This is a genomic window from Pseudooceanicola profundus, from assembly GCF_054919315.1.
In genome coordinates, this window is the sequence record NZ_CM142898.1 from 2,516,616 (window position 1) to 2,533,120 (window position 16,505).

Below are 16,505 nucleotides of genomic sequence, written 5' to 3' on the forward strand. Positions count from 1 at the left end.
GGCGAGACGCGGGCCGCTGTCATTCGGTCGGGGGCGTGGATCAGACCTTCAGGTCACCCTGCGCCCAGTCCCAGTAGAGCTCCCGCGCGCGCTTGGTCACCGGGCCGATCTGGTACTGGCGATCCTCGAAGGCACTGACCGGGGTCACCTTGTTCAGGTTGCCCGAGAGGAAGACCTCGTCCGCCGCTTCGAAATCGGCATAGGACAGGACGGTCTCGGTCACCGTGAAGCCATCGGCACGCAGGTTCTCGATATGCCGTGCGCGGGTGATGCCCGACAGGAAGGTGCCGTTGGCGATCGGGGTGAAGACCTCGCCGTCGCGCACCATGAAGACGTTGGCGGTGGCGCTTTCGGCCACGTTGCCCATGGCATCGGTCACAAGGGCATTGGCAAAGCCGCGGGCGCGGGCCTCGCGCAGCATCCGCCCGTTGTTGGGGTAGAGCGCACCGGCCTTGGCGTTGCAGACCGCATCGGCCAGCACGGGGCGGCGGAAGGAGGTCTTGCACAGGGTCGTGGCGGCCTCGGCCGGGGCCATGGGGATCTCCTCCAGCGCGATGGCAAAGCCGGTGGCATCCTCGGTGTGCTTGGGCACCAGAACGGTCTCGTCACCATCGGTGGCCCAGTACATCGGGCGGATGTAGACGGCGGCGCCCTTCGGATAGGCGCGCAGGCCTTCCAGCGCGATCTCGACCATCTCCTCGGGGGCGACGGTGGGCTTGATCCACATCGACTCGGCCGAGCGGTTCACCCGGGCGCAGTGCTTGGCGAGGTCCGGGGTCAGACCGTCGAAGAGCCGCGCCCCGTCGAAGACGCTGGAGCCCTGCCACATCGCGTGATCGCTTGCGCCGAGGACGCGCACGTCGCCTTCGTGCCAGGTGCCGTTGTAGTAGGTGCGGATACCGGTTCCGGCTGCCATCGTCTTGCTCCTTCTTGTCGCGCGCCCCTTATGACAAGAGGCGGCGGCAGGGGGAAGGCCCCCCGGGCGGGAGGCCGAATTGCCCCCGGCGCGGGGCCGGGGGCGTTCGATGATGAAATCGGCAGCAAGAATGACCGGGGGCCACCGGACGCGGTGGCCGGAAATCACCGGCAAGCACCTGCGGGCCTTGCCGTATTTGTGCTGGGGACACGAGCGCGGGGCAGGCAGGGCGGTGCAGAGGCATGCGGGCCACCGGCACGCTAGGGGCTCTTCGTGACGGATCGGTGGCGGCCCGGTAACGGCAAGATGAACGTTTCATGGCAGGCGGCGGGCGCACCGGCGCGTCGAGCCGGGGTCTGGCCGTCGTCTGGTCGCCGTCTGGCCGCAACCCACCCGGCTTCAGTCAGCCTCGGCCAGAAGCGCGTCCAGATCGAGGCGCCGGGTGAACATCACCAGGTCACCGGCCTCGTCCCGGGGCCAGTCTGCCTGCGGCCGGTCCCAGTAGAGCTCCACCCCGTTGCCATCGGGATCGCGGAGGTAGAGCGCCTCGCTCACCCCGTGGTCCGAGGCACCGTCGAGGGCGACGCCCTTGGCCCGCAGCTGTTTCAGCACATTCGCGAGGTCGCGGCGCGTGGGGTAGAGGAAGGCGGAGTGGAAGAGGCCCGGGTAGTGCTCCGGCGCCGGTTCGCTGCCCTCGCTGTGCCAGGTGTTCAGGCCGATGTGGTGGTGGTAGCCCCCGGCCGACAGGAAGGCGGCCTTGGCGCCGTAGCGCTGTTGCAGTTCGAACCCCAGCACGTCGCCGTAAAAGGCAATCGCGCGGTCGAGGTCGGAGACCTTGAGGTGGACGTGGCCGACGCGGGCGCCGGCAGGGGCGGTATAGGAAGTCATCGTCTTGTCCTTTCTCGGGTGGGCCCGCGCGCCTTCGTGGGGCGCGGCCGTGTCGTTTCGCCGTAGGGTCCCGGCCTGTGTTGACGCAAAGGTAGGGGCCCCGCGTCTGCCGCACCATTCCGCAATTCCGGACCTATTCTGTGCAGGACCGCGCGAAGCGGGCCCGCGCCGATGACGCCGGTTTGAGGCTGCAAGGCCCCGCCCGCGCTTGACCTTCCCGTGCGCAGACGACACCTTCCGCCCGGATCAAGCACCAGACCCGGCGGAGCCACGGACCAGATGCAGAGCAGAGTTTCCCCCTTCGCCCCCTTCGAATGGCTGATCGCCTGGCGCTACCTGCGGGCCCGGCGCTCGGAAGGGGGTGTTAGCGTGATGACATGGATCTCGCTGATCGGGATCACGCTGGCCGTCTGGGCCCTGATCGCCACGCTGGCAGTGCGCTCTGGCTTCCGCGAGGAATTCGTCGATACGATCCTGGGCGCGAACGCCCATGTGACAGTCTATTCCGCCGGGGTCCGCACCGAGAGCGGCTATGTCGACCGCACCCTGCCTGACTACGAGGAGATGGCCGAGCGCGTCCGCGCCGTGCCCGGCGTCAGCCGCGTTGCCCCCCTCGTGCGCAGCCAGGTGATGGCCAACGTGCGAGGCCGCAACGCGGGCGTCGAGGTCTTCGGCATCACGCCCGAAAACCTCTCGACCGTGCCGCGTATTGCCGAGCCGCTGGAGGCGCGCGGCGACTTCTCCCGCTTCGGCGAGGGGATCGCGATCGGCTCGGGCGTGGCGCGGGAACTGGGCGTGGACGTGGGCGGCAAGGTCAAGCTGATTTCGCCCGACGGGGTCAAGACGGCCTTCGGCACCTCGCCCCGGACCAAGGTCTACGAGGTCACCTACATCTTCACCGCCGGGCGCTACGACATCGATCGGACGCGGGTCTACATGCCCTTCGCCGAGGCGCAGACCTTCTTCAACCGCGACGGCGTGGCCGATGAGCTGGAGGTCATGGTCGACGACCCCGAGACCGTCGACAAGCTCGACACCGCGCTCCTGGCCGCGGCCGGGGACAAGGCGCTGCTCTGGACGTGGCGCGATGCGCAGGGCGGCTTCCTCCGTGCCCTCGACGTGGAGGACAACGTGATGTTCATCCTCATGTCGATCCTCGTGCTGATCGCGGCGATGAACATCGTTTCGGGCCTGATCATGCTGGTGAAGAACAAGGGCCGCGACATCGGCATCCTGCGTACCATGGGTCTGACCGAGGGCTCGGTCCTGCGGGTCTTCTTCATCTGCGGCGCCTTCACCGGGCTGATCGGCACCGCGGTGGGCGTCGTGCTGGGCTGCCTCTTCGCGATCTACATCGACCAGATCTTCACCGTGGTGAACTACATCGCGGGGGGCGGGGTCTGGGATCCGGCGATCCGCGGCATCTACCAGGTGCCCGCCAAGCTGGAGCTGAACGACGTGCTCTCGGCCGTTGGCCTGTCGCTGGGGCTGTCCTTCATCGTCACCATCTTCCCCGCGCGCCGCGCCGCCCGGATGAACCCCGTGGAGGCCCTGCGCTATGAGTGAACCGGTTCTGGAACTGACAGGGATCGAGAAGACCTACAACACCGGCCAGCCGAACGAGATCGCGGTGCTGCGCGGCGTCGACCTCGTGCTGCAACCGGGCGAGGTGGTCGCGCTCGTGGCGCCCTCGGGCTCGGGCAAGTCGACGCTGCTGCATATCGCGGGGCTGCTGGACACGGCGGATGCCGGGTCTGTCAAGATCGGCGGCGAGGAGATGACCGGCCTCTCCGACCGGCGCCGCACCACGGCGCGGCGGCAGGACGTGGGCTTCGTCTACCAGTTCCACCACCTGCTGCCCGAGTTCACGGCGCAGGAGAACGTGACCCTGCCGCAGCTGGCCAATGGCACCGCACCCCGCCTGGCGCAGGAGCGCGCGCGCGGCCTGCTGGAAAGCGTGGGCGTGGCGGCGCGGGCGGATCACCGCCCCGCGGCGCTTTCGGGCGGGGAACAGCAGCGGGTGGCCTTCTGCCGGGCGCTCGCCAATGCGCCGCGCCTGCTGCTGGCGGATGAGCCCACCGGGAACCTCGACCCCGCCACCTCGGACCGGGTGTTCGACGCGCTGATGACGCTGGTGCGCGATACCGGCCTCTCGGCGCTGATCGCGACCCACAACCTTGATCTTGCCGCCCGGATGGACCGGCAGCTCTACCTCGAGGACGGCCGGCTGGTGCCGGGGCCCCGGGGCTGATGACCGGGCGGGATACCGCAGCGGACACTGCGCCCCACACCGGCCCCGACGCGGAGTCTGGCACGGGGCCTGACTTCCGGATCGACGGTGCGGGCCCGGGGCGGACCACCGTGCTGCTGGCCCATGGGGCGGGGGCGGCGATGGACACGCCCTTCATGACCGCGGTGGCGGACGGTCTGGCCGCCCGCTGCCTGCGGGTGGCGCGGTTCGAGTTCGCCTACATGTCCAGCCGCCGGACCGGCGGATCAAAGCGCCCGCCGCCCAAGGTGGACCTGCTGCAGGAGGAATTCCGCGCCGCCATCGACGCGCTTGCCCCTGAGGGGCCGCTGATCATCGGGGGCAAGTCCATGGGCGGCCGCGTGGCAAGCCTGATCGCCGGTGACCTGCATGCGCAGGGCCGGGTCGCCGGGCTGCTCTGTCTCGGCTATCCGTTCCACCCGACCGGCAAGCCCGAAAAGCTGCGCGTCGCGCATCTTGAGGACCTCGCGGTGCCGACCCTGATCTGTCAGGGCACCCGCGATCCCTTCGGCACCCGCGAGGAGGTCGCCGGCTATGCCCTGTCGCCGCAGATTGCCGTGACGTGGTTCGAGGACGGCGAGCACGACCTGAAACCGCGCAAGAGGCTGACCGGCCTGACCCAGCAGGACCACCTCGCCGCGGCCTGCGCGGCGATCGCGGGCTGGGCCGCGCAGCTGCCGGAGGCGGGTCCCGGGGCGTGAGGTCTGCATGTCCCCCGGATCGGGTGCTTTCGCAGCGCCGCCGGGAATGCTAGGGCCCGTGGGTCGCATCGCATCCGGGAAGCTTTCATGTCCATCACCCATCTTGTCACCCACTCCGGCGGTTTCCATGCCGACGAGCTGCTGTCCTCGGTCATCCTGACCCGGCTGCATCCGGAGGCGCGCATCCTGCGCACCCGCGATGCCGCGTGGATCACCCCGGCAGAGGGGCGGATCATCTATGACGTCGGTCTGGCCTATGACGCGGAAGCGGGCATCTTCGACCACCACCAGCGCGAGGCGCCGCTGCGCGAGGATGGCCAGCCCTACAGCTCCTTCGGCCTCGTCTGGCTGCACTTCGGCCGCGACTACCTGCGCGCGCTCGCCGTGCCGGAGGAGGACATCGACGGCGTGCACGCCTCCTTCGACCGGGGCTTCGTCCTGCCGGTCGACCTGATGGACAACGGCGCGCTGAGCGCGGGCGTCGCGGGGCCGCTGTCCGCGCTGACCCTGCCGGTGCTGCTGGAAAGCCTGAAACCGGTCTTCGACGACACGACGCCGGGCGCCGATGACGCGGCCTTCCACGCGGCGCTCGCGGTGGCCCGCTCCTTCGTCGAGGCCTCCATCGCCCGCAAGGCCGCCAAGCGGCGGGCCGAGTCGATGGTCATGGCCTCGATCGAGGCGGCGGGCGAGGGGCGCATCCTCGAACTGCCCATGGGCATGCCGTTCCGCGCCGGCGTCGAGAAGGCGGGGGCGGATCACCTGCTCTTCGTGGTGAACCCGCGCGGCGACGACTGGTCTCTGGGCGGCATCCGGCTGGGCGACGAGGGCTTCGAGCTGCGCGCGGACCTGCCCGCCGCATGGGCCGGTCTGACCGATGCGGCGCTGGAAGAGGCCTCGGGCGTGAAGGGCGCGAAGTTCTGCCACAAGGGCCGGTTCCTCGCCATGGCCTCGAGCCGCGAGGCGGTGATGGAAATGGCGCGGCTGGCGGTCGCAGAGGCGGAAGCCGAGGCGGCGAAGGCGGAGTGACGTCTTGTGAGCGATGAGGAGAGCCGGGCGCGTGAGGCGGCCCGGCTTTTTTCGTTTTGCGGAGTTGTTGGGGCGGGGGACTGCCGCAGCGTTGTCAGCATATGCTCTGATCGGAACGGAGCGCGCCCACATCTGACTTAGGACCGCGCACCACCTCTCGATCCACCACGCAGGGCAGCGCGGTCCCGCGGGGGGGGCGGGCCCCCGTGGGCCCCGCACAACATGGGGCAGGACCTTTCGATCCACCACGCAGGGCAGCGCCGTCCCGCGGGGTGGCGCAATAGCGCCGGTCGCCATTGGTGCGCCATTGGTTCGAGCCCCAATGGCGACGGGGGGCGGGTCGGCGCTGCCCGGCCTCACGGCCGGGCGGAACTTCAGTGGAGAGCGCGGGGAAAGAGGAGACGCCGCGCGGTCGCTTGAAACACAGGAACTGCACCGGGCCAGCGTTGTTCGCCTATCGGCCCCGTACCTCCGTACCCCCGTGTGCATCAAACTGGGAACACAGGCCCCAGCCCTCACACCTCCTCTTCGCGGATCGCATCGCCCCAGGGGGTCATGATCTCGGTCGCGCCGCAGTTCCGGCCCGCCTTGCGCATCACGCCCGCAGGCACCGCGAAGGCATAGGGATGCACCGTGCGCTTGGCCTTCTTCACCGGGCCGAGCGCCGCCAGCGCCTCACCCACCGCGCCGGGCAGGTCCTCGTCCACCACGGTGCCGCTGGCGCCCGAGGCGTCGATGCGGGGCGTGTGGATCGCCTCTTCGAGATCCATGCCGAAATCCGCGATGAAGCTGGTCAGATTCGTCACGGCAGGCAGGATCTTCCGCCCGCCCGAGGCGCCGATGGCGAACATCCGGTCGCCCGCCTGACCCACCGTGGGGCAGACATTCATCAGGCAGCGCTTGCCCGGCGCCAGCGAGTTCGGCTTGCCCGGTTCGGGGTCGAACCACATGATCCCGTTGTTCAGCAGCATCCCGGTCTGGGGCGACACGACGTGGCTGCCGAACATCGACAGCAGGGTCTGGGTCACGTTCACCATGTTGCCGTGCCGGTCCACCACGCTGAAGGTGGTGGTGCAGGCGGGGGCCTGCGGGCTTTCGCCGGAGTCGCCGCCATGCTCCAGCCGGTCGCGGTAGGCCGCGCCGAGCGAGGCCGCCATCACGGCATAGCTCTCGGGCGAGGGGGTGTCACCGGGGGTGAAGCCCGCCTCCATCGCCTCCAGCGCCTTGACCAGTTCGGCCCCGGCCGAGAGGCCCGAGGGCGCATGGATCACCGCGTCGCGGTAGTGGATCGTACGCGGCTCGGAGGCCACGGCGCGGTAGGCGGCAAGGTCCTCCAGCGCCAGCGATCCGCCCTTGGCCTGCACGTCCTCGACCAGCATCCGGGCGACCTCGCCCTCGTAGAAGTCCCGCGCGCCATGCTCGGCCAGCCGTTGCAGCGTGGCGGCATGGGCGGTCTGGTTCAGCCGCGCATCCGACAGGGCGGTCCAGCCCGCGATATTGGGCCACTGCCCGTCCACGAGGAAGAGATCGGCGGCGTCCTTGTCCTGCGCCAGCTGCCGGGTGGCGGAGGCGATCATCAGCGAGGCGTACCAGTCGATCAGCATCCCCTCACCGGCGAGGGCCACGGCGGGGGCCAGCAGCTCGGCCCAGGCCTTGCGCCCGTATTTGCCATGGGCCAGCTCCATCCCCGCGACGGTGCCGGGCACCGCGACGGCGGTGGCGCCATAGACGTTGCGGTCCCCCGTCACGCGGGTCCAGGGGAAGAGATCGCCGGCCTTGGCGCCGGGCTCCAGCGGGTAGTCCTCCAGTTTGAGGCCCGCGGGCGAACGCATCCCGAACTCGATCGTCTCGGCGCGCTCCTCGTCGGCGCGCCAGAGGGTCATCATGCCGCCGCCCATGGGCCCGGACATCCACGGCTCCACCACGCCCACGGCAAAGGAGGTGGCGACCGCCGCGTCGATGGCATCGCCGCCGGCCGCCAGCACGGCGGCGCCCACCTCGGCCGCCTTGCGGTGCTGCGAGGCGACCACGCCGCCCTCGGTCCAGATGACGTCCTTGTGGATTTTCTGGGTCTTGGAGAAGTTGCTCATGGTCAGCCTTTCGTCTTGTCATCGCGGCGCCGGCGGGCGCCGATCATCAGGGCGGTGCCGGCGAGAACGGGGGCGAGCCCCGAAATCACCAGCCCGGTGGCATAGCCTTCGGTGGCGGCGAACACGGTCTGGATCAGCACGGGGCAGAGGACATAGCCGCTGAAGAGGACGAAGGTCCCCGCGGCGGTGATCTCTCCCACGCGGCCCTCGGGGGCGGTTTCGGCCAGCCCGGTCAGGAAGACCCCGTTCCACGAGATCACCGTGATCCCGGCCAGAACCGAGAGCAGGACGATCCAGGCCACCGGGCTGTTCGGGCCGATGGTGGCCAGCAGCGCCATGGTGAGGCCCGAGACGAAGCACAGCCCCGAGAGCGCGCGCACCGGATCGCCGATCCGGTCCGAGAGCCAGCCCATGGTGATCCGACCGGCGACGCCCGCGCCCTGCAACAGGGCGAAACCCGCCCCGGCGGCGGCCAGCGACCAGCCCGCGTGGTCGGACAGGAAGACGGCATAGAAGGCCATCAGGATGCCCTGCGCCACGCCGAGGCAGAAGCCCGCCGCTGTCAGCAGCCGCAGCTGGCGGTCGCGCATCAGCAGGGCGATCAGCCGCACCGGCGCAAGCGCGAGGTCGCGGAAGGGCAGGGCGCGGGTCGGCGGCGGGCTGTCGTCCATCGCGCCCTTCCAGAGCGCGAGTGCCGCGGCAGAGCCGAGCGCGAGCACGCAGGCCGTGATCATCGCCGCCGGTACGCCACCGAAATGCAGCGCCACGAAGGGCAGCAGCAGCCCGGCGGCCAGACCGCCAAGCGGCACGCCCGCCTGCTTGACCGAGAAGATCGTCGCGCGCCGGGCCTTGGGCACCACCTTCATCAGCAGGTCCGCGCCCGCGGGCGTGGCGGTGCCATAGCCCAGCCCGATGACGAAACTGGCCAGCAGCATCGCCTCCCACCGGTTGAAGAGGCAGAAGAGCAGAGCCGCCGCCGAGGTGACGCACCCCAGTTGCAACTGTTGCAGCGAGGAGAAGTGCACCAGCGCCGTCGGCCCCCAGAGGAAGAAGCACATGGAGCCGAAGGCCGCCGCCGAGGACAGCTGTCCCACTGCCTCGGGCGGGACGCCGCTGGCCTGTGTCAGGGGCATCCCCAGCAGGGGCAGCACCCGGATCATCAGGGCCAGCACCGCCTGCACAAGGGTGACGGTCACCACGATGGGCACCCACGAGGGGGCGGTGGCGGTGCGGACGTCTGTCATGGCGGCTCCTTCAGGTGCGCTCACCGGCGGCGGGTCAGATCACCCATTGGAAACCGTCGATCTTGATGTCTTCGCCGGTCACGAAACAGGGTTCGCTCAGGGCAAGAAAGGCCACGACCTGTGCCACGTCGGCGGGCGTCCCGGTCCGCTGGAGGGAGATCCCGGATTGCAGTTCGTCCTTGCGGGCGCGGATCAGGTCGTTGGACCGTTCGGTTTCGATGATACCGGGGCAGACGGCATTGACCAGAACATGGGGGGCCATTTCCTTGGCCAAGGCCTTGGTCATGCCCAAAAGTCCAGCTTTGGCAGTGGTGTAGGCGAATTTCGAGACAGCCGACGTCACCCCGCCGGTATAGGCGTTGATCGAGGACATCATGACGATGCGCCCGGCCTGCGCCTGCATCATCCCCGGTGCCACGGCCCGGGTCCAGTTGAAGGCGCCCTTGAGGTTGATCGCGATGGTGCGGTCAAAGCTCTCCTCGGTGATCTCGCAGATGCCGTCGGTGTTCGACTTGCCCGCGTTGTTGACCAGCACGGCGATGGGGCCGGTCTGGGCCTCGACCTCGGCCACGATCTCCTGCGCGCGGGCAAAATCGGCCACGTCGGCCACATAGGTGCGGCAGCTCCGGCCCATGGCCTCGATCTCGGCCTTGGTGTTGGCGAGGTCCTCGGGGACCAGGTCGGCCAGAACGATGTCACAGCCCTGCCGGGCCAGTTCATGGGCGCAGCCGCGGCCAATGCCGCGACCGCCGCCGGTGACGATGGCTGTCTTGCTCATGCGGGGGTACTTTCCTTCGGAGTGGGGACGGGCGGGAAGACCTCGCCCGCGAAATGGCAGGCGACGGTCTGGGCGCCCACGGTGCGGTCGGCGGGGTCTTCCTGCCGGCAGATCGGTTTCACATGGGGGCAGCGGCCCTGGAACCGGCAGCCTGCCGGCAGGTTCGAGGCATCCGCCGGTTCGCCCTCAAGCCAGAAGTTTTCGGTCACGCGGGGGCCGTTGACCTTGGGGATCGCGGCCAACAGGGACTGCGTATAGGGGTGCTTGGGGCTGTCCATCAGCTCCTCCACCGGGCCCACCTCGACGATCCTGCCAAGGTACATCACCGCCACCCGGTGACACATGAGCCGCACCACCGAGAGGTCGTGCGAGATGAAGATGTAGGTCAGGTCGAAGGTCTCGCGCAGGTCGCGGAAGAGCCGCAGCACCGTCGCCTGCACCGAGACGTCGAGGCCCGCGGTCGGCTCGTCGAGGATCACGACCTCGGGGTTCAGCATCAGGATGCGGGCAAGGCCCACCCGGCGCTGCTGCCCGCCCGAGATCTCATGCGGGAAAAGGTCCGCGTGACCGGCCGGCAGGCCGACCGAGGTCAGGATCTCGCGCACCTTGGCCAGCCGCTCCTTGCGGGGCAGGTCGGTGTGAATGATCAGCGGCTCTTCCAGCGATTTGCCGATCTTCCAGCGCGGATCGAGCGAGGCGCCCGGATCCTGATAGGCATATTGCAGGCGGCGGCGCAGGGCGCGCGCCTCGCGCGGGGTACGGCCCGCGATCTCCTTGCCCTCGAAGGTGATGGAGCCGGAGGTGGGCGCCTGAATGCCCATCAGCGTCTTGCCGAGCGTGGACTTGCCGCAGCCGGATTCCCCCACGAGGCCAAGGATTTCCCCCTGCGCGAGGTCGAAGCCGATCCCGTCGAGGGCCTTGATCTCGCCCAGCTTGCGGGCGAAGGGGCCGCGGATCGGGAAGCGGACCGTCAGGTCCGACACGGTCAGGATCGGGGCGTCTGTCATGCCTGCACCTCCTTGAGCGGGGCGGCGGGGGTGGTCTGGAACAGCGGATGGGCGCAGCGCACCACATGGGCCGGCCCGGCCAAGTCGGGCGCGGGACGGATGCGGCAGGCCTCGGTCGCCCGGTCGCAGCGGGTCTGGAACCGGCAGCCGGGCGGCGGCGCGTAGAAGCTGGGCAACTCGCCGGGGATGCCGGTCATGCCGCCGCCGCCCTCGGGCAGCGAGGCCAGCAGCTTGGCGGTGTAGGGATGCGTCGGGCGGTTGAAGAATTCAGCCACCGGGGCGGCCTCGACGTCTTGACCGGCGTACATCACGGTGATCCGGTCGCAGATCTCATAGGCCGAGCCGAGGTCATGGGTCGTCAGCATCACCGCCACCCCCCGGTCGTTGGCGAGATTGCGCAGCAGGCCGAGGATCTGTGCCTGAATCGTCACGTCGAGCGCGGTGGTCGGCTCGTCCGCGATGATCAGGTCAGGCTCGGGTAGCAGGGCCATGGCGATCATCAGCCGTTGCCGCTGTCCGCCCGAGACCTCGTGCGGGTACTTCTTCAGCAGCTGTTCAGGCCGGGGCAGCTGAACGAGGTTCAGCATCTCCATGATCTTCTCGCGGTCCGCCTTGCGCCGGGCGCGGGGATAGGGCGTCAGCAGGGTCGGCGCACGCGAGGGCCCCACGGGGCGGCGCGGTGATTTCCACTTCATCAATTCCTCGATCTGCTGGCCGATGGTGAAGACCGGGTTCAGCGAGGTGAAGGGATCCTGCGGGATGAAGGTCACCCGGCGGCCCCGGACGGCCTGCTGCTGCGCGCCCTGCGCGGCATCCAGCATGTCGATGCCGTCGAAGCGGATGCGCCCGCCACGGATCTCCAGCGCGTGGCGCGGCAGCACGCCGAGGATGGCACTGGCCAGCGTGGTCTTGCCGCAGCCGCTTTCGCCCACGAGGCCCATGATCTCGCCCCGCTTCATGGTCATGTTGGCGCCGTCGAGGATATGGGCAAAGCCGCCATCCCCGCGGAACCCGAGAGACAGGCCCTCGACGGTCAGGAGCGCATCGGTCATCGGCTTCCCTTTCTCAGTTTCGGGTCGAGGATGTCGCGCAGGCCATCGCCCAGCAGGTTAAAGCCCATGACGACAAGGAAGATCGCAAGGCCGGGGGCGGCGGCGTACCACCAGGCTTCCGGCAGGAACTCGCGCGCCTCGGAAATGGTCCGGCCCCATTCGGGTGTCGGCGGCGGCGCGCCAAGGCCGAGGAAGCCGAGGGCGGCGGCGGTGAGGATCGTGGCCCCCATGCCGATCGAGGTCCGCACGATGATCGCGGAGGCGGTGTTGGGCAGGATGTGCAGCACCATCACCCGCCAGTCCGAAGCGCCAAGCGCGAGCGCCGCCTCGACGAAGGTCTGCGCCTTGAGCGACTTCGTCTCGGCGTAGACGAGGCGGGCCCAGAACGGCCAGTAGGTCAGCGACAGTGCGAGGATGACGTTCTCGACCGAGGGCCCGAGGGTCTGCGCGATGGCGATGGCCAGCACGATCTGGGGCACGGCGAGGAAGATGTCCGAGGTCCGCATCAGGAACCCGCCCGGGAAGCCGCCGTAGTAGCCCGCGATCAGCCCGATGGGCACGCCGATCCCGACCGAGACGCCCACGGCGATGACCGCGATGGTGATGGTGATCCGCGCCCCGAAGAGGATGCGCGAGAAGACGTCGGAGCCCATCCTGTCGGTGCCGAAGAGGTGGTCGGCCGAGGGCGGTTGCAGCCGTTCCGTCAGGTGGAAGGCGGTGACGTCCTCGGGGTAGGGGGCCAGCACGGGCGCAAAGATCGCGACGAGGATCAGGCCGAGGATGAGGGCGGCCCCGATGGTCGCGGCCCGGTCCGCCAGAAGCCGTTTCAGAGCGGTCATTTCAGGGTCCTCGGGTCGATGAAGGTGTGGATGATGTCGACGAGGAGGTTCACGCCGATGAAGACGACGCCGACGATGATCGAGAAGCCGAGGATCGCCTTGGTGTCCGATTGCAGGATCGACTGCACCGCGTAGGTGCCAAGGCCCGGCCAGTCAAAGACCGCCTCGACCACCACGGCGCCCGCAAAGAGCGAGCCGAAGATCAGGCCGATCTGGGTCACGGTGGAGATCAGCGCGTTGCGCAGCACGTATTTCCACGTGATCAGCGTGGTGGGAAAGCCCATGGCGCGTTCGTAGAGCACGAAGTTGGAGTTGATCACTTCCAGCACGCCCGCGCGGGTGAAGCGCACCAGCGTGGCGGCGGCTGGAAGGGCCAGCGTGATCGCGGGCAGCAGCATGTGGTGCAGCGTGTCCCAGAACGACGCCCAGTCCCCGGTGAGCAGCGAGTCGAGCAGGTAGAAGCCGGTGATCTCCTCCGGTCCCCAGCCGGCGATCCGGCCGTTGAGCGGCGTCCAGCCCAGCTTGGTCGAGAAGTACATCTGAAGCTCCATCGCCAGCCAGAAGCTGGCCACGGCGAGGCCCGAGACCGAGAGCACCCTGAGGGTCTGGTCGATCATGGAATTGCGCTTCACCGCCGAGATGACGCCGAGCGGCACGCCAAGGCCGATGGCGAGGACCATGGCGGCCATGGTCAACTCCAGCGTGGCGGGCAGCCGGTGCAGCAGGTCCTCGGAAATCGCCCGCTGGGTATAGAGGCTCTTGCCGAGGTCCCCTGTGGCGAGGTCGGCGACATAGCGGCCGAACTGGACGTGAAGCGGCTGGTCGAGGCCCATCTCGGCGCGCAGCGCCTGTACCTGTACCTCGGTCGCGTTCTCGCCCGCAATGATCCGCGCCGGGTCGGTCGGGATCACGTTGGAGATGAAGAAGACCACGAAGACGAGGCCGAAGAGGGTAGGAATGAACCAGACGAGGCGGGACAGGATGATTTCCAGTCTGCGCATGGAGGAAGCTCCGATCGGGCTGGGAAGGTCTTGCTGGGTGAAGAGGGCGAGGCGCCGTGACGGGGAGAGAGGCCGCGGCGCCCCGGTCAGGCCCCCCGGAGGGGGCCGTCAGAGGGGGGCGTCAGAGGGGATCACTCCTCGAGGTAGGCCCACCGCATGTCCTGGCCGTTGCCGACCGGGCAGAAGCGGACGTTCTTCACGTTGGAGGCATAGGGGCCGAACCACTTGGTGTTGTAGATCCAGATCCCGGCGGCATCCTCGTAGATCTGCGTGGTGGCGTCGGCGTAGAGCTGCGCGCGCGCGTCCTGATCGGTGATGATCAGGGCCTGCTCCAGCTTCTCGTCCACCGCGTCGTTGTGATAGTCCGAGACGTTCCGCGTCGGCGCATAGCGCGAGGCATAGAGCTCACCCACCCAGTTGTTCGGATCGACGTAGTAGGTCGACTTCCAGTAGGGCACCATGTCGGGCATCGTGTCGGGGTTCTGCATCGCCGAGGAGATCACCGGCCAGGGCGAGCTCTCGATCTCGACCTCGATGCCGAGCTGCGAGAGCCCGTTCTGCATCAGCGCCGCGGCCTGTTCGGTTTCCGAGAAGCCGGCCAGCGTGCCGATCTTGATCGTGCGGATGTCGTCGCCATGTTCGGCCTTGTAGGCGTCGAGGTATTCCTGCGCCTTTTCGAGGTCGTAGTCGTAGCCCGGCACGTCCGGTGCGCCCCAGAGGTTGCCCGGCATGATCGTGGGGTTGCGGGCGACGGTGCCCTGCATGATCTCGTTGATGTAGCCGTCGTAGTCGAAGGCATGCACCATCGCCATGCGGAAGTTCTTGTCGTCCAGGGGCGCGCGGCCGTTGTGCATCGCGATGTGGAAGACGCGCATGGATTCTTCTTCCATGATCTGCACATCTTCGTCGGCGCGCAGGCGTTCCACCTGGTCGGGCGCAAGGTAGCCGTCGAGGCCCTGGTAGTCGCCGCGCATCAGGCCCTGGATCCGGGTGTTCGTCTCCAGCACGGTGCGGAACTCGATCTCGTCGAAGTACTTCTCGCCCCAGCCGGCAAAGTGATCGGCAAAGCGTTCGCCGATGAAGCCGCGCGCCGGGTCATAGCGTTGCAGCATGTACGAGCCCGAGCCCGCGACGTGGTCGATCATGTAGGCCTGGCCCCAGTCGCCATCGACCTCGTTTTCCTGCACCAGCGTCGAGTTCACCACGAGGATATCGGGCACCAGCGCCGCGAAGATCGCGGAGGGTTCCTTGAGGGTGAAGGCGACGGTGGTGTCGTCCACGGCCACGGTCTGGCCCGGGTCGATCATCGGCAGGAAGAGCGAGCCCGCGCCACGCTTCAGCTCCAGCATCCGCTCGAAGGAATAGACGACATCCTCGGCGGTCATCTTGGTGCCGTCGTGGAAGGTCACGTCGTCGCGCAGGTTGAAGGTCCAGGTCAGCCCGTCCTCTGAGACCGAGTGATCGGTGGCCAGCCACGGGATCAGCTGCGGGGGATTGTCCACCCAGCGGTACAGCCCGTCGTAGAAGTTGAGCCGCGAGGCCACGCGGGCCACATCGCGCACGGTGTGCGGATCGAGCGTGTCATAGGCGGAGTTGTTGGCATGGACGTAACGGTCCTGTGCCACACCAAGGGTCGGCGTCATCAGCGCAAGTGCCGAGCACAGCGCCAGAACGGAATGTTTCATGACGTATCTCTCTGTTGGTTGATGTTGCAGTGTTTTCTTCGTTTTGGCCGCACCGGGGAGGGACCGGAACGGCAAGGGCCCGTGCGGGGCCGCGTGGGGATGACGGGGCGGGGGTCAGCCGTTGGCCTTCACCCAGTCCACGATCTCGGCATGGGTGGCGAACCAGACGTCGCCCTTTGCCTTTGCCAGCTTGATCAGCTCTTCGAAGATCCAGACCCGCGACCGGTAGCCGGTGATGTGCGGATGCATCGTGAGCTGGAACAGCCCGCCCTCGGCGTAGGCGGCTTCGAACTCCTTCGAGAAGATGTCGAAGACGGCCTCGGGCGGGGTGTAGGGCCGCAGCGCCGAGAAACGGTTCATGTTGAAATAGACGGCGTCGTCGCGGATCCATTCGACGGGCAGTTCCACCACGCCGGTGTCCGCGCCATCGAGCAGCAGGCGGTAGCAATCCACGTCCGCCATGAGCGAGCTGTCATAGGCCAGCCCCATGTCGCGGGTGATTTCCAGCGTGGCCTGCGAGAAATCCCACGACGGCGTGCGGATGCCCACCGGGCGCGCGCCGCTGATCTTTTCCAGCATATCGGCGGAGCGCATTTGCAGGTCGCGCTCCACCGGCTCGGGCAGGACCGAGTTGCGTTCGTGGATCCAGCCGTGGATGCCGACCTCGTGGCCCTCGGCCACGAACATGCGGGTCTCCTCGGGGTAGAGCTGCGCCACCACGGCGGGGACATAGAAGCTGGCCTTGATGTCGTGGCGGCGGATGATCTCCATCACGCGGGGGATGCCCTGACGGTTGCCGTACTGGCCCCGGCTCATGGCGCCGATGGACTGGCCACCGTCGCGCAGCTCATTCGTCTCGTGGTCCACGTCGAAGGACATGGCGACGGCGCATTTCGCGCCACCGGGCCAGGTGGCGGGCTTGAGGCTTTCACCGGCGCGCACGCGATCGACCTTGCCGCGCCAGACCTCTTCGGGCCATTCCCAGGGGTTTTCGGATATGCTCATGATC

At 68.4% G+C, this 16,505-nt stretch carries 15 protein-coding genes; 4 read left to right on the plus strand and 11 right to left on the minus strand.

The annotated features are described in order from the left end of the window. Positions 1–40 precede the first annotated feature (40 nt). Both ACX9MO_RS11480 and ACX9MO_RS11485 read right to left on the minus strand, forming a co-directional pair. Positions 41–916, minus strand: a complete 876-nt coding sequence (locus tag ACX9MO_RS11480; RefSeq protein ID WP_462211934.1) for a branched-chain amino acid aminotransferase — start codon at positions 914–916, stop codon at positions 41–43. A gap of 399 nt (positions 917–1,315) precedes the next feature. Further along, entirely contained in the window at positions 1,316–1,804 is a 489-nt protein-coding gene (locus tag ACX9MO_RS11485; protein ID WP_462211935.1) for a VOC family protein, read from the minus strand. A gap of 279 nt (positions 1,805–2,083) precedes the next feature. On the opposite strand from ACX9MO_RS11485, the gene ACX9MO_RS11490 reads away from it, so the two are divergent. The 4 genes from ACX9MO_RS11490 (at position 2,084) to ACX9MO_RS11505 (ending at position 5,800) form a co-directional block, all read left to right on the plus strand. Further along, positions 2,084–3,370 (plus strand): lipoprotein-releasing ABC transporter permease subunit, encoded by a 1,287-nt coding sequence (locus ACX9MO_RS11490; protein ID WP_462211936.1) that lies wholly within the window; start codon positions 2,084–2,086, stop codon positions 3,368–3,370. After that, positions 3,363–4,055 carry an ABC transporter ATP-binding protein gene (locus ACX9MO_RS11495; protein WP_222493428.1) on the plus strand — a complete coding sequence of 231 codons (693 nt, stop codon included), beginning with the start codon at positions 3,363–3,365 and terminating at the stop codon, positions 4,053–4,055. The genes ACX9MO_RS11490 and ACX9MO_RS11495 overlap by 8 nt, the downstream gene beginning before the upstream one ends. Further along, positions 4,055–4,774 carry an alpha/beta family hydrolase gene (locus tag ACX9MO_RS11500; RefSeq protein ID WP_462211937.1) on the plus strand — a complete coding sequence of 240 codons (720 nt, stop codon included), beginning with the start codon at positions 4,055–4,057 and terminating at the stop codon, positions 4,772–4,774. The genes ACX9MO_RS11495 and ACX9MO_RS11500 overlap by 1 nt, the downstream gene beginning before the upstream one ends. Positions 4,775–4,861: 87 nt before the next feature. Beyond that, on the plus strand, positions 4,862–5,800 hold the full coding sequence (locus ACX9MO_RS11505; RefSeq protein WP_462211938.1) for an MYG1 family protein: 939 nt from the start codon (positions 4,862–4,864) through the stop codon (positions 5,798–5,800). A 515-nt stretch (positions 5,801–6,315) separates the two neighbouring features. Here the strand turns inward: ACX9MO_RS11505 and ACX9MO_RS11510 are convergent. From ACX9MO_RS11510 to ACX9MO_RS11550, 9 genes are all read right to left on the minus strand, one after another. Continuing rightward, positions 6,316–7,890 carry a gamma-glutamyltransferase gene (locus tag ACX9MO_RS11510; protein WP_462211939.1) on the minus strand — a complete coding sequence of 525 codons (1,575 nt, stop codon included), beginning with the start codon at positions 7,888–7,890 and terminating at the stop codon, positions 6,316–6,318. A 2-nt stretch (positions 7,891–7,892) separates the two neighbouring features. Beyond that, positions 7,893–9,134, minus strand: coding sequence for an MFS transporter (locus ACX9MO_RS11515; RefSeq protein WP_462211940.1), 1,242 nt, complete (start codon positions 9,132–9,134; stop codon positions 7,893–7,895). Positions 9,135–9,168: 34 nt separating this feature from the next. Next, the gene (locus ACX9MO_RS11520; RefSeq protein ID WP_462211941.1) at positions 9,169–9,912 is read right to left on the minus strand and encodes an SDR family NAD(P)-dependent oxidoreductase; all 744 of its coding nucleotides are present in this window, start codon (positions 9,910–9,912) and stop codon (positions 9,169–9,171) included. Beyond that, a complete protein-coding gene (locus ACX9MO_RS11525; protein ID WP_462211942.1) occupies positions 9,909–10,919 on the minus strand; it encodes an ABC transporter ATP-binding protein in 1,011 nt (336 codons plus the stop codon). The genes ACX9MO_RS11520 and ACX9MO_RS11525 overlap by 4 nt, the downstream gene beginning before the upstream one ends. Beyond that, positions 10,916–11,971, minus strand: coding sequence for an ABC transporter ATP-binding protein (locus ACX9MO_RS11530; protein ID WP_462211943.1), 1,056 nt, complete (start codon positions 11,969–11,971; stop codon positions 10,916–10,918). Before ACX9MO_RS11530 ends, ACX9MO_RS11525 begins: the two co-directional genes overlap by 4 nt. Then, positions 11,968–12,810 (minus strand): ABC transporter permease, encoded by an 843-nt coding sequence (locus ACX9MO_RS11535; RefSeq protein WP_222493414.1) that lies wholly within the window; start codon positions 12,808–12,810, stop codon positions 11,968–11,970. The genes ACX9MO_RS11530 and ACX9MO_RS11535 overlap by 4 nt, the downstream gene beginning before the upstream one ends. Further along, complete coding sequence (locus ACX9MO_RS11540) at positions 12,807–13,811, minus strand: ABC transporter permease (RefSeq protein ID WP_222493412.1); 1,005 nt, start codon at positions 13,809–13,811, stop codon at positions 12,807–12,809. Before ACX9MO_RS11540 ends, ACX9MO_RS11535 begins: the two co-directional genes overlap by 4 nt. Before the next feature lie 131 nt (positions 13,812–13,942). After that, a complete protein-coding gene (locus ACX9MO_RS11545) occupies positions 13,943–15,496 on the minus strand; it encodes an ABC transporter substrate-binding protein (RefSeq protein ID WP_462211944.1) in 1,554 nt (517 codons plus the stop codon). A 114-nt stretch (positions 15,497–15,610) separates the two neighbouring features. Beyond that, positions 15,611–16,501 carry a polysaccharide deacetylase family protein gene (locus ACX9MO_RS11550; protein ID WP_462211945.1) on the minus strand — a complete coding sequence of 297 codons (891 nt, stop codon included), beginning with the start codon at positions 16,499–16,501 and terminating at the stop codon, positions 15,611–15,613. Positions 16,502–16,505 lie beyond the last annotated feature (4 nt).

Bases quoted from the DNA above. Each gene is read 5' to 3' on its own strand.
- ACX9MO_RS11480 (WP_462211934.1), bottom strand. From the start codon at position 916: ATGGCAGCCGGAACCGGTATCCGCACCTACTACAACGGCACCTGGCAC.
- ACX9MO_RS11485 (WP_462211935.1), bottom strand. From the start codon at position 1,804: ATGACTTCCTATACCGCCCCTGCCGGCGCCCGCGTCGGCCACGTCCAC.
- ACX9MO_RS11490 (WP_462211936.1), top strand. From the start codon at position 2,084: ATGCAGAGCAGAGTTTCCCCCTTCGCCCCCTTCGAATGGCTGATCGCC.
- ACX9MO_RS11495 (WP_222493428.1), top strand. From the start codon at position 3,363: ATGAGTGAACCGGTTCTGGAACTGACAGGGATCGAGAAGACCTACAAC.
- ACX9MO_RS11500 (WP_462211937.1), top strand. From the start codon at position 4,055: ATGACCGGGCGGGATACCGCAGCGGACACTGCGCCCCACACCGGCCCC.
- ACX9MO_RS11505 (WP_462211938.1), top strand. From the start codon at position 4,862: ATGTCCATCACCCATCTTGTCACCCACTCCGGCGGTTTCCATGCCGAC.
- ACX9MO_RS11510 (WP_462211939.1), bottom strand. From the start codon at position 7,890: ATGAGCAACTTCTCCAAGACCCAGAAAATCCACAAGGACGTCATCTGG.
- ACX9MO_RS11515 (WP_462211940.1), bottom strand. From the start codon at position 9,134: ATGACAGACGTCCGCACCGCCACCGCCCCCTCGTGGGTGCCCATCGTG.
- ACX9MO_RS11520 (WP_462211941.1), bottom strand. From the start codon at position 9,912: ATGAGCAAGACAGCCATCGTCACCGGCGGCGGTCGCGGCATTGGCCGC.
- ACX9MO_RS11525 (WP_462211942.1), bottom strand. From the start codon at position 10,919: ATGACAGACGCCCCGATCCTGACCGTGTCGGACCTGACGGTCCGCTTC.
- ACX9MO_RS11530 (WP_462211943.1), bottom strand. From the start codon at position 11,971: ATGACCGATGCGCTCCTGACCGTCGAGGGCCTGTCTCTCGGGTTCCGC.
- ACX9MO_RS11535 (WP_222493414.1), bottom strand. From the start codon at position 12,810: ATGACCGCTCTGAAACGGCTTCTGGCGGACCGGGCCGCGACCATCGGG.
- ACX9MO_RS11540 (WP_222493412.1), bottom strand. From the start codon at position 13,811: ATGCGCAGACTGGAAATCATCCTGTCCCGCCTCGTCTGGTTCATTCCT.
- ACX9MO_RS11545 (WP_462211944.1), bottom strand. From the start codon at position 15,496: ATGAAACATTCCGTTCTGGCGCTGTGCTCGGCACTTGCGCTGATGACG.
- ACX9MO_RS11550 (WP_462211945.1), bottom strand. From the start codon at position 16,501: ATGAGCATATCCGAAAACCCCTGGGAATGGCCCGAAGAGGTCTGGCGC.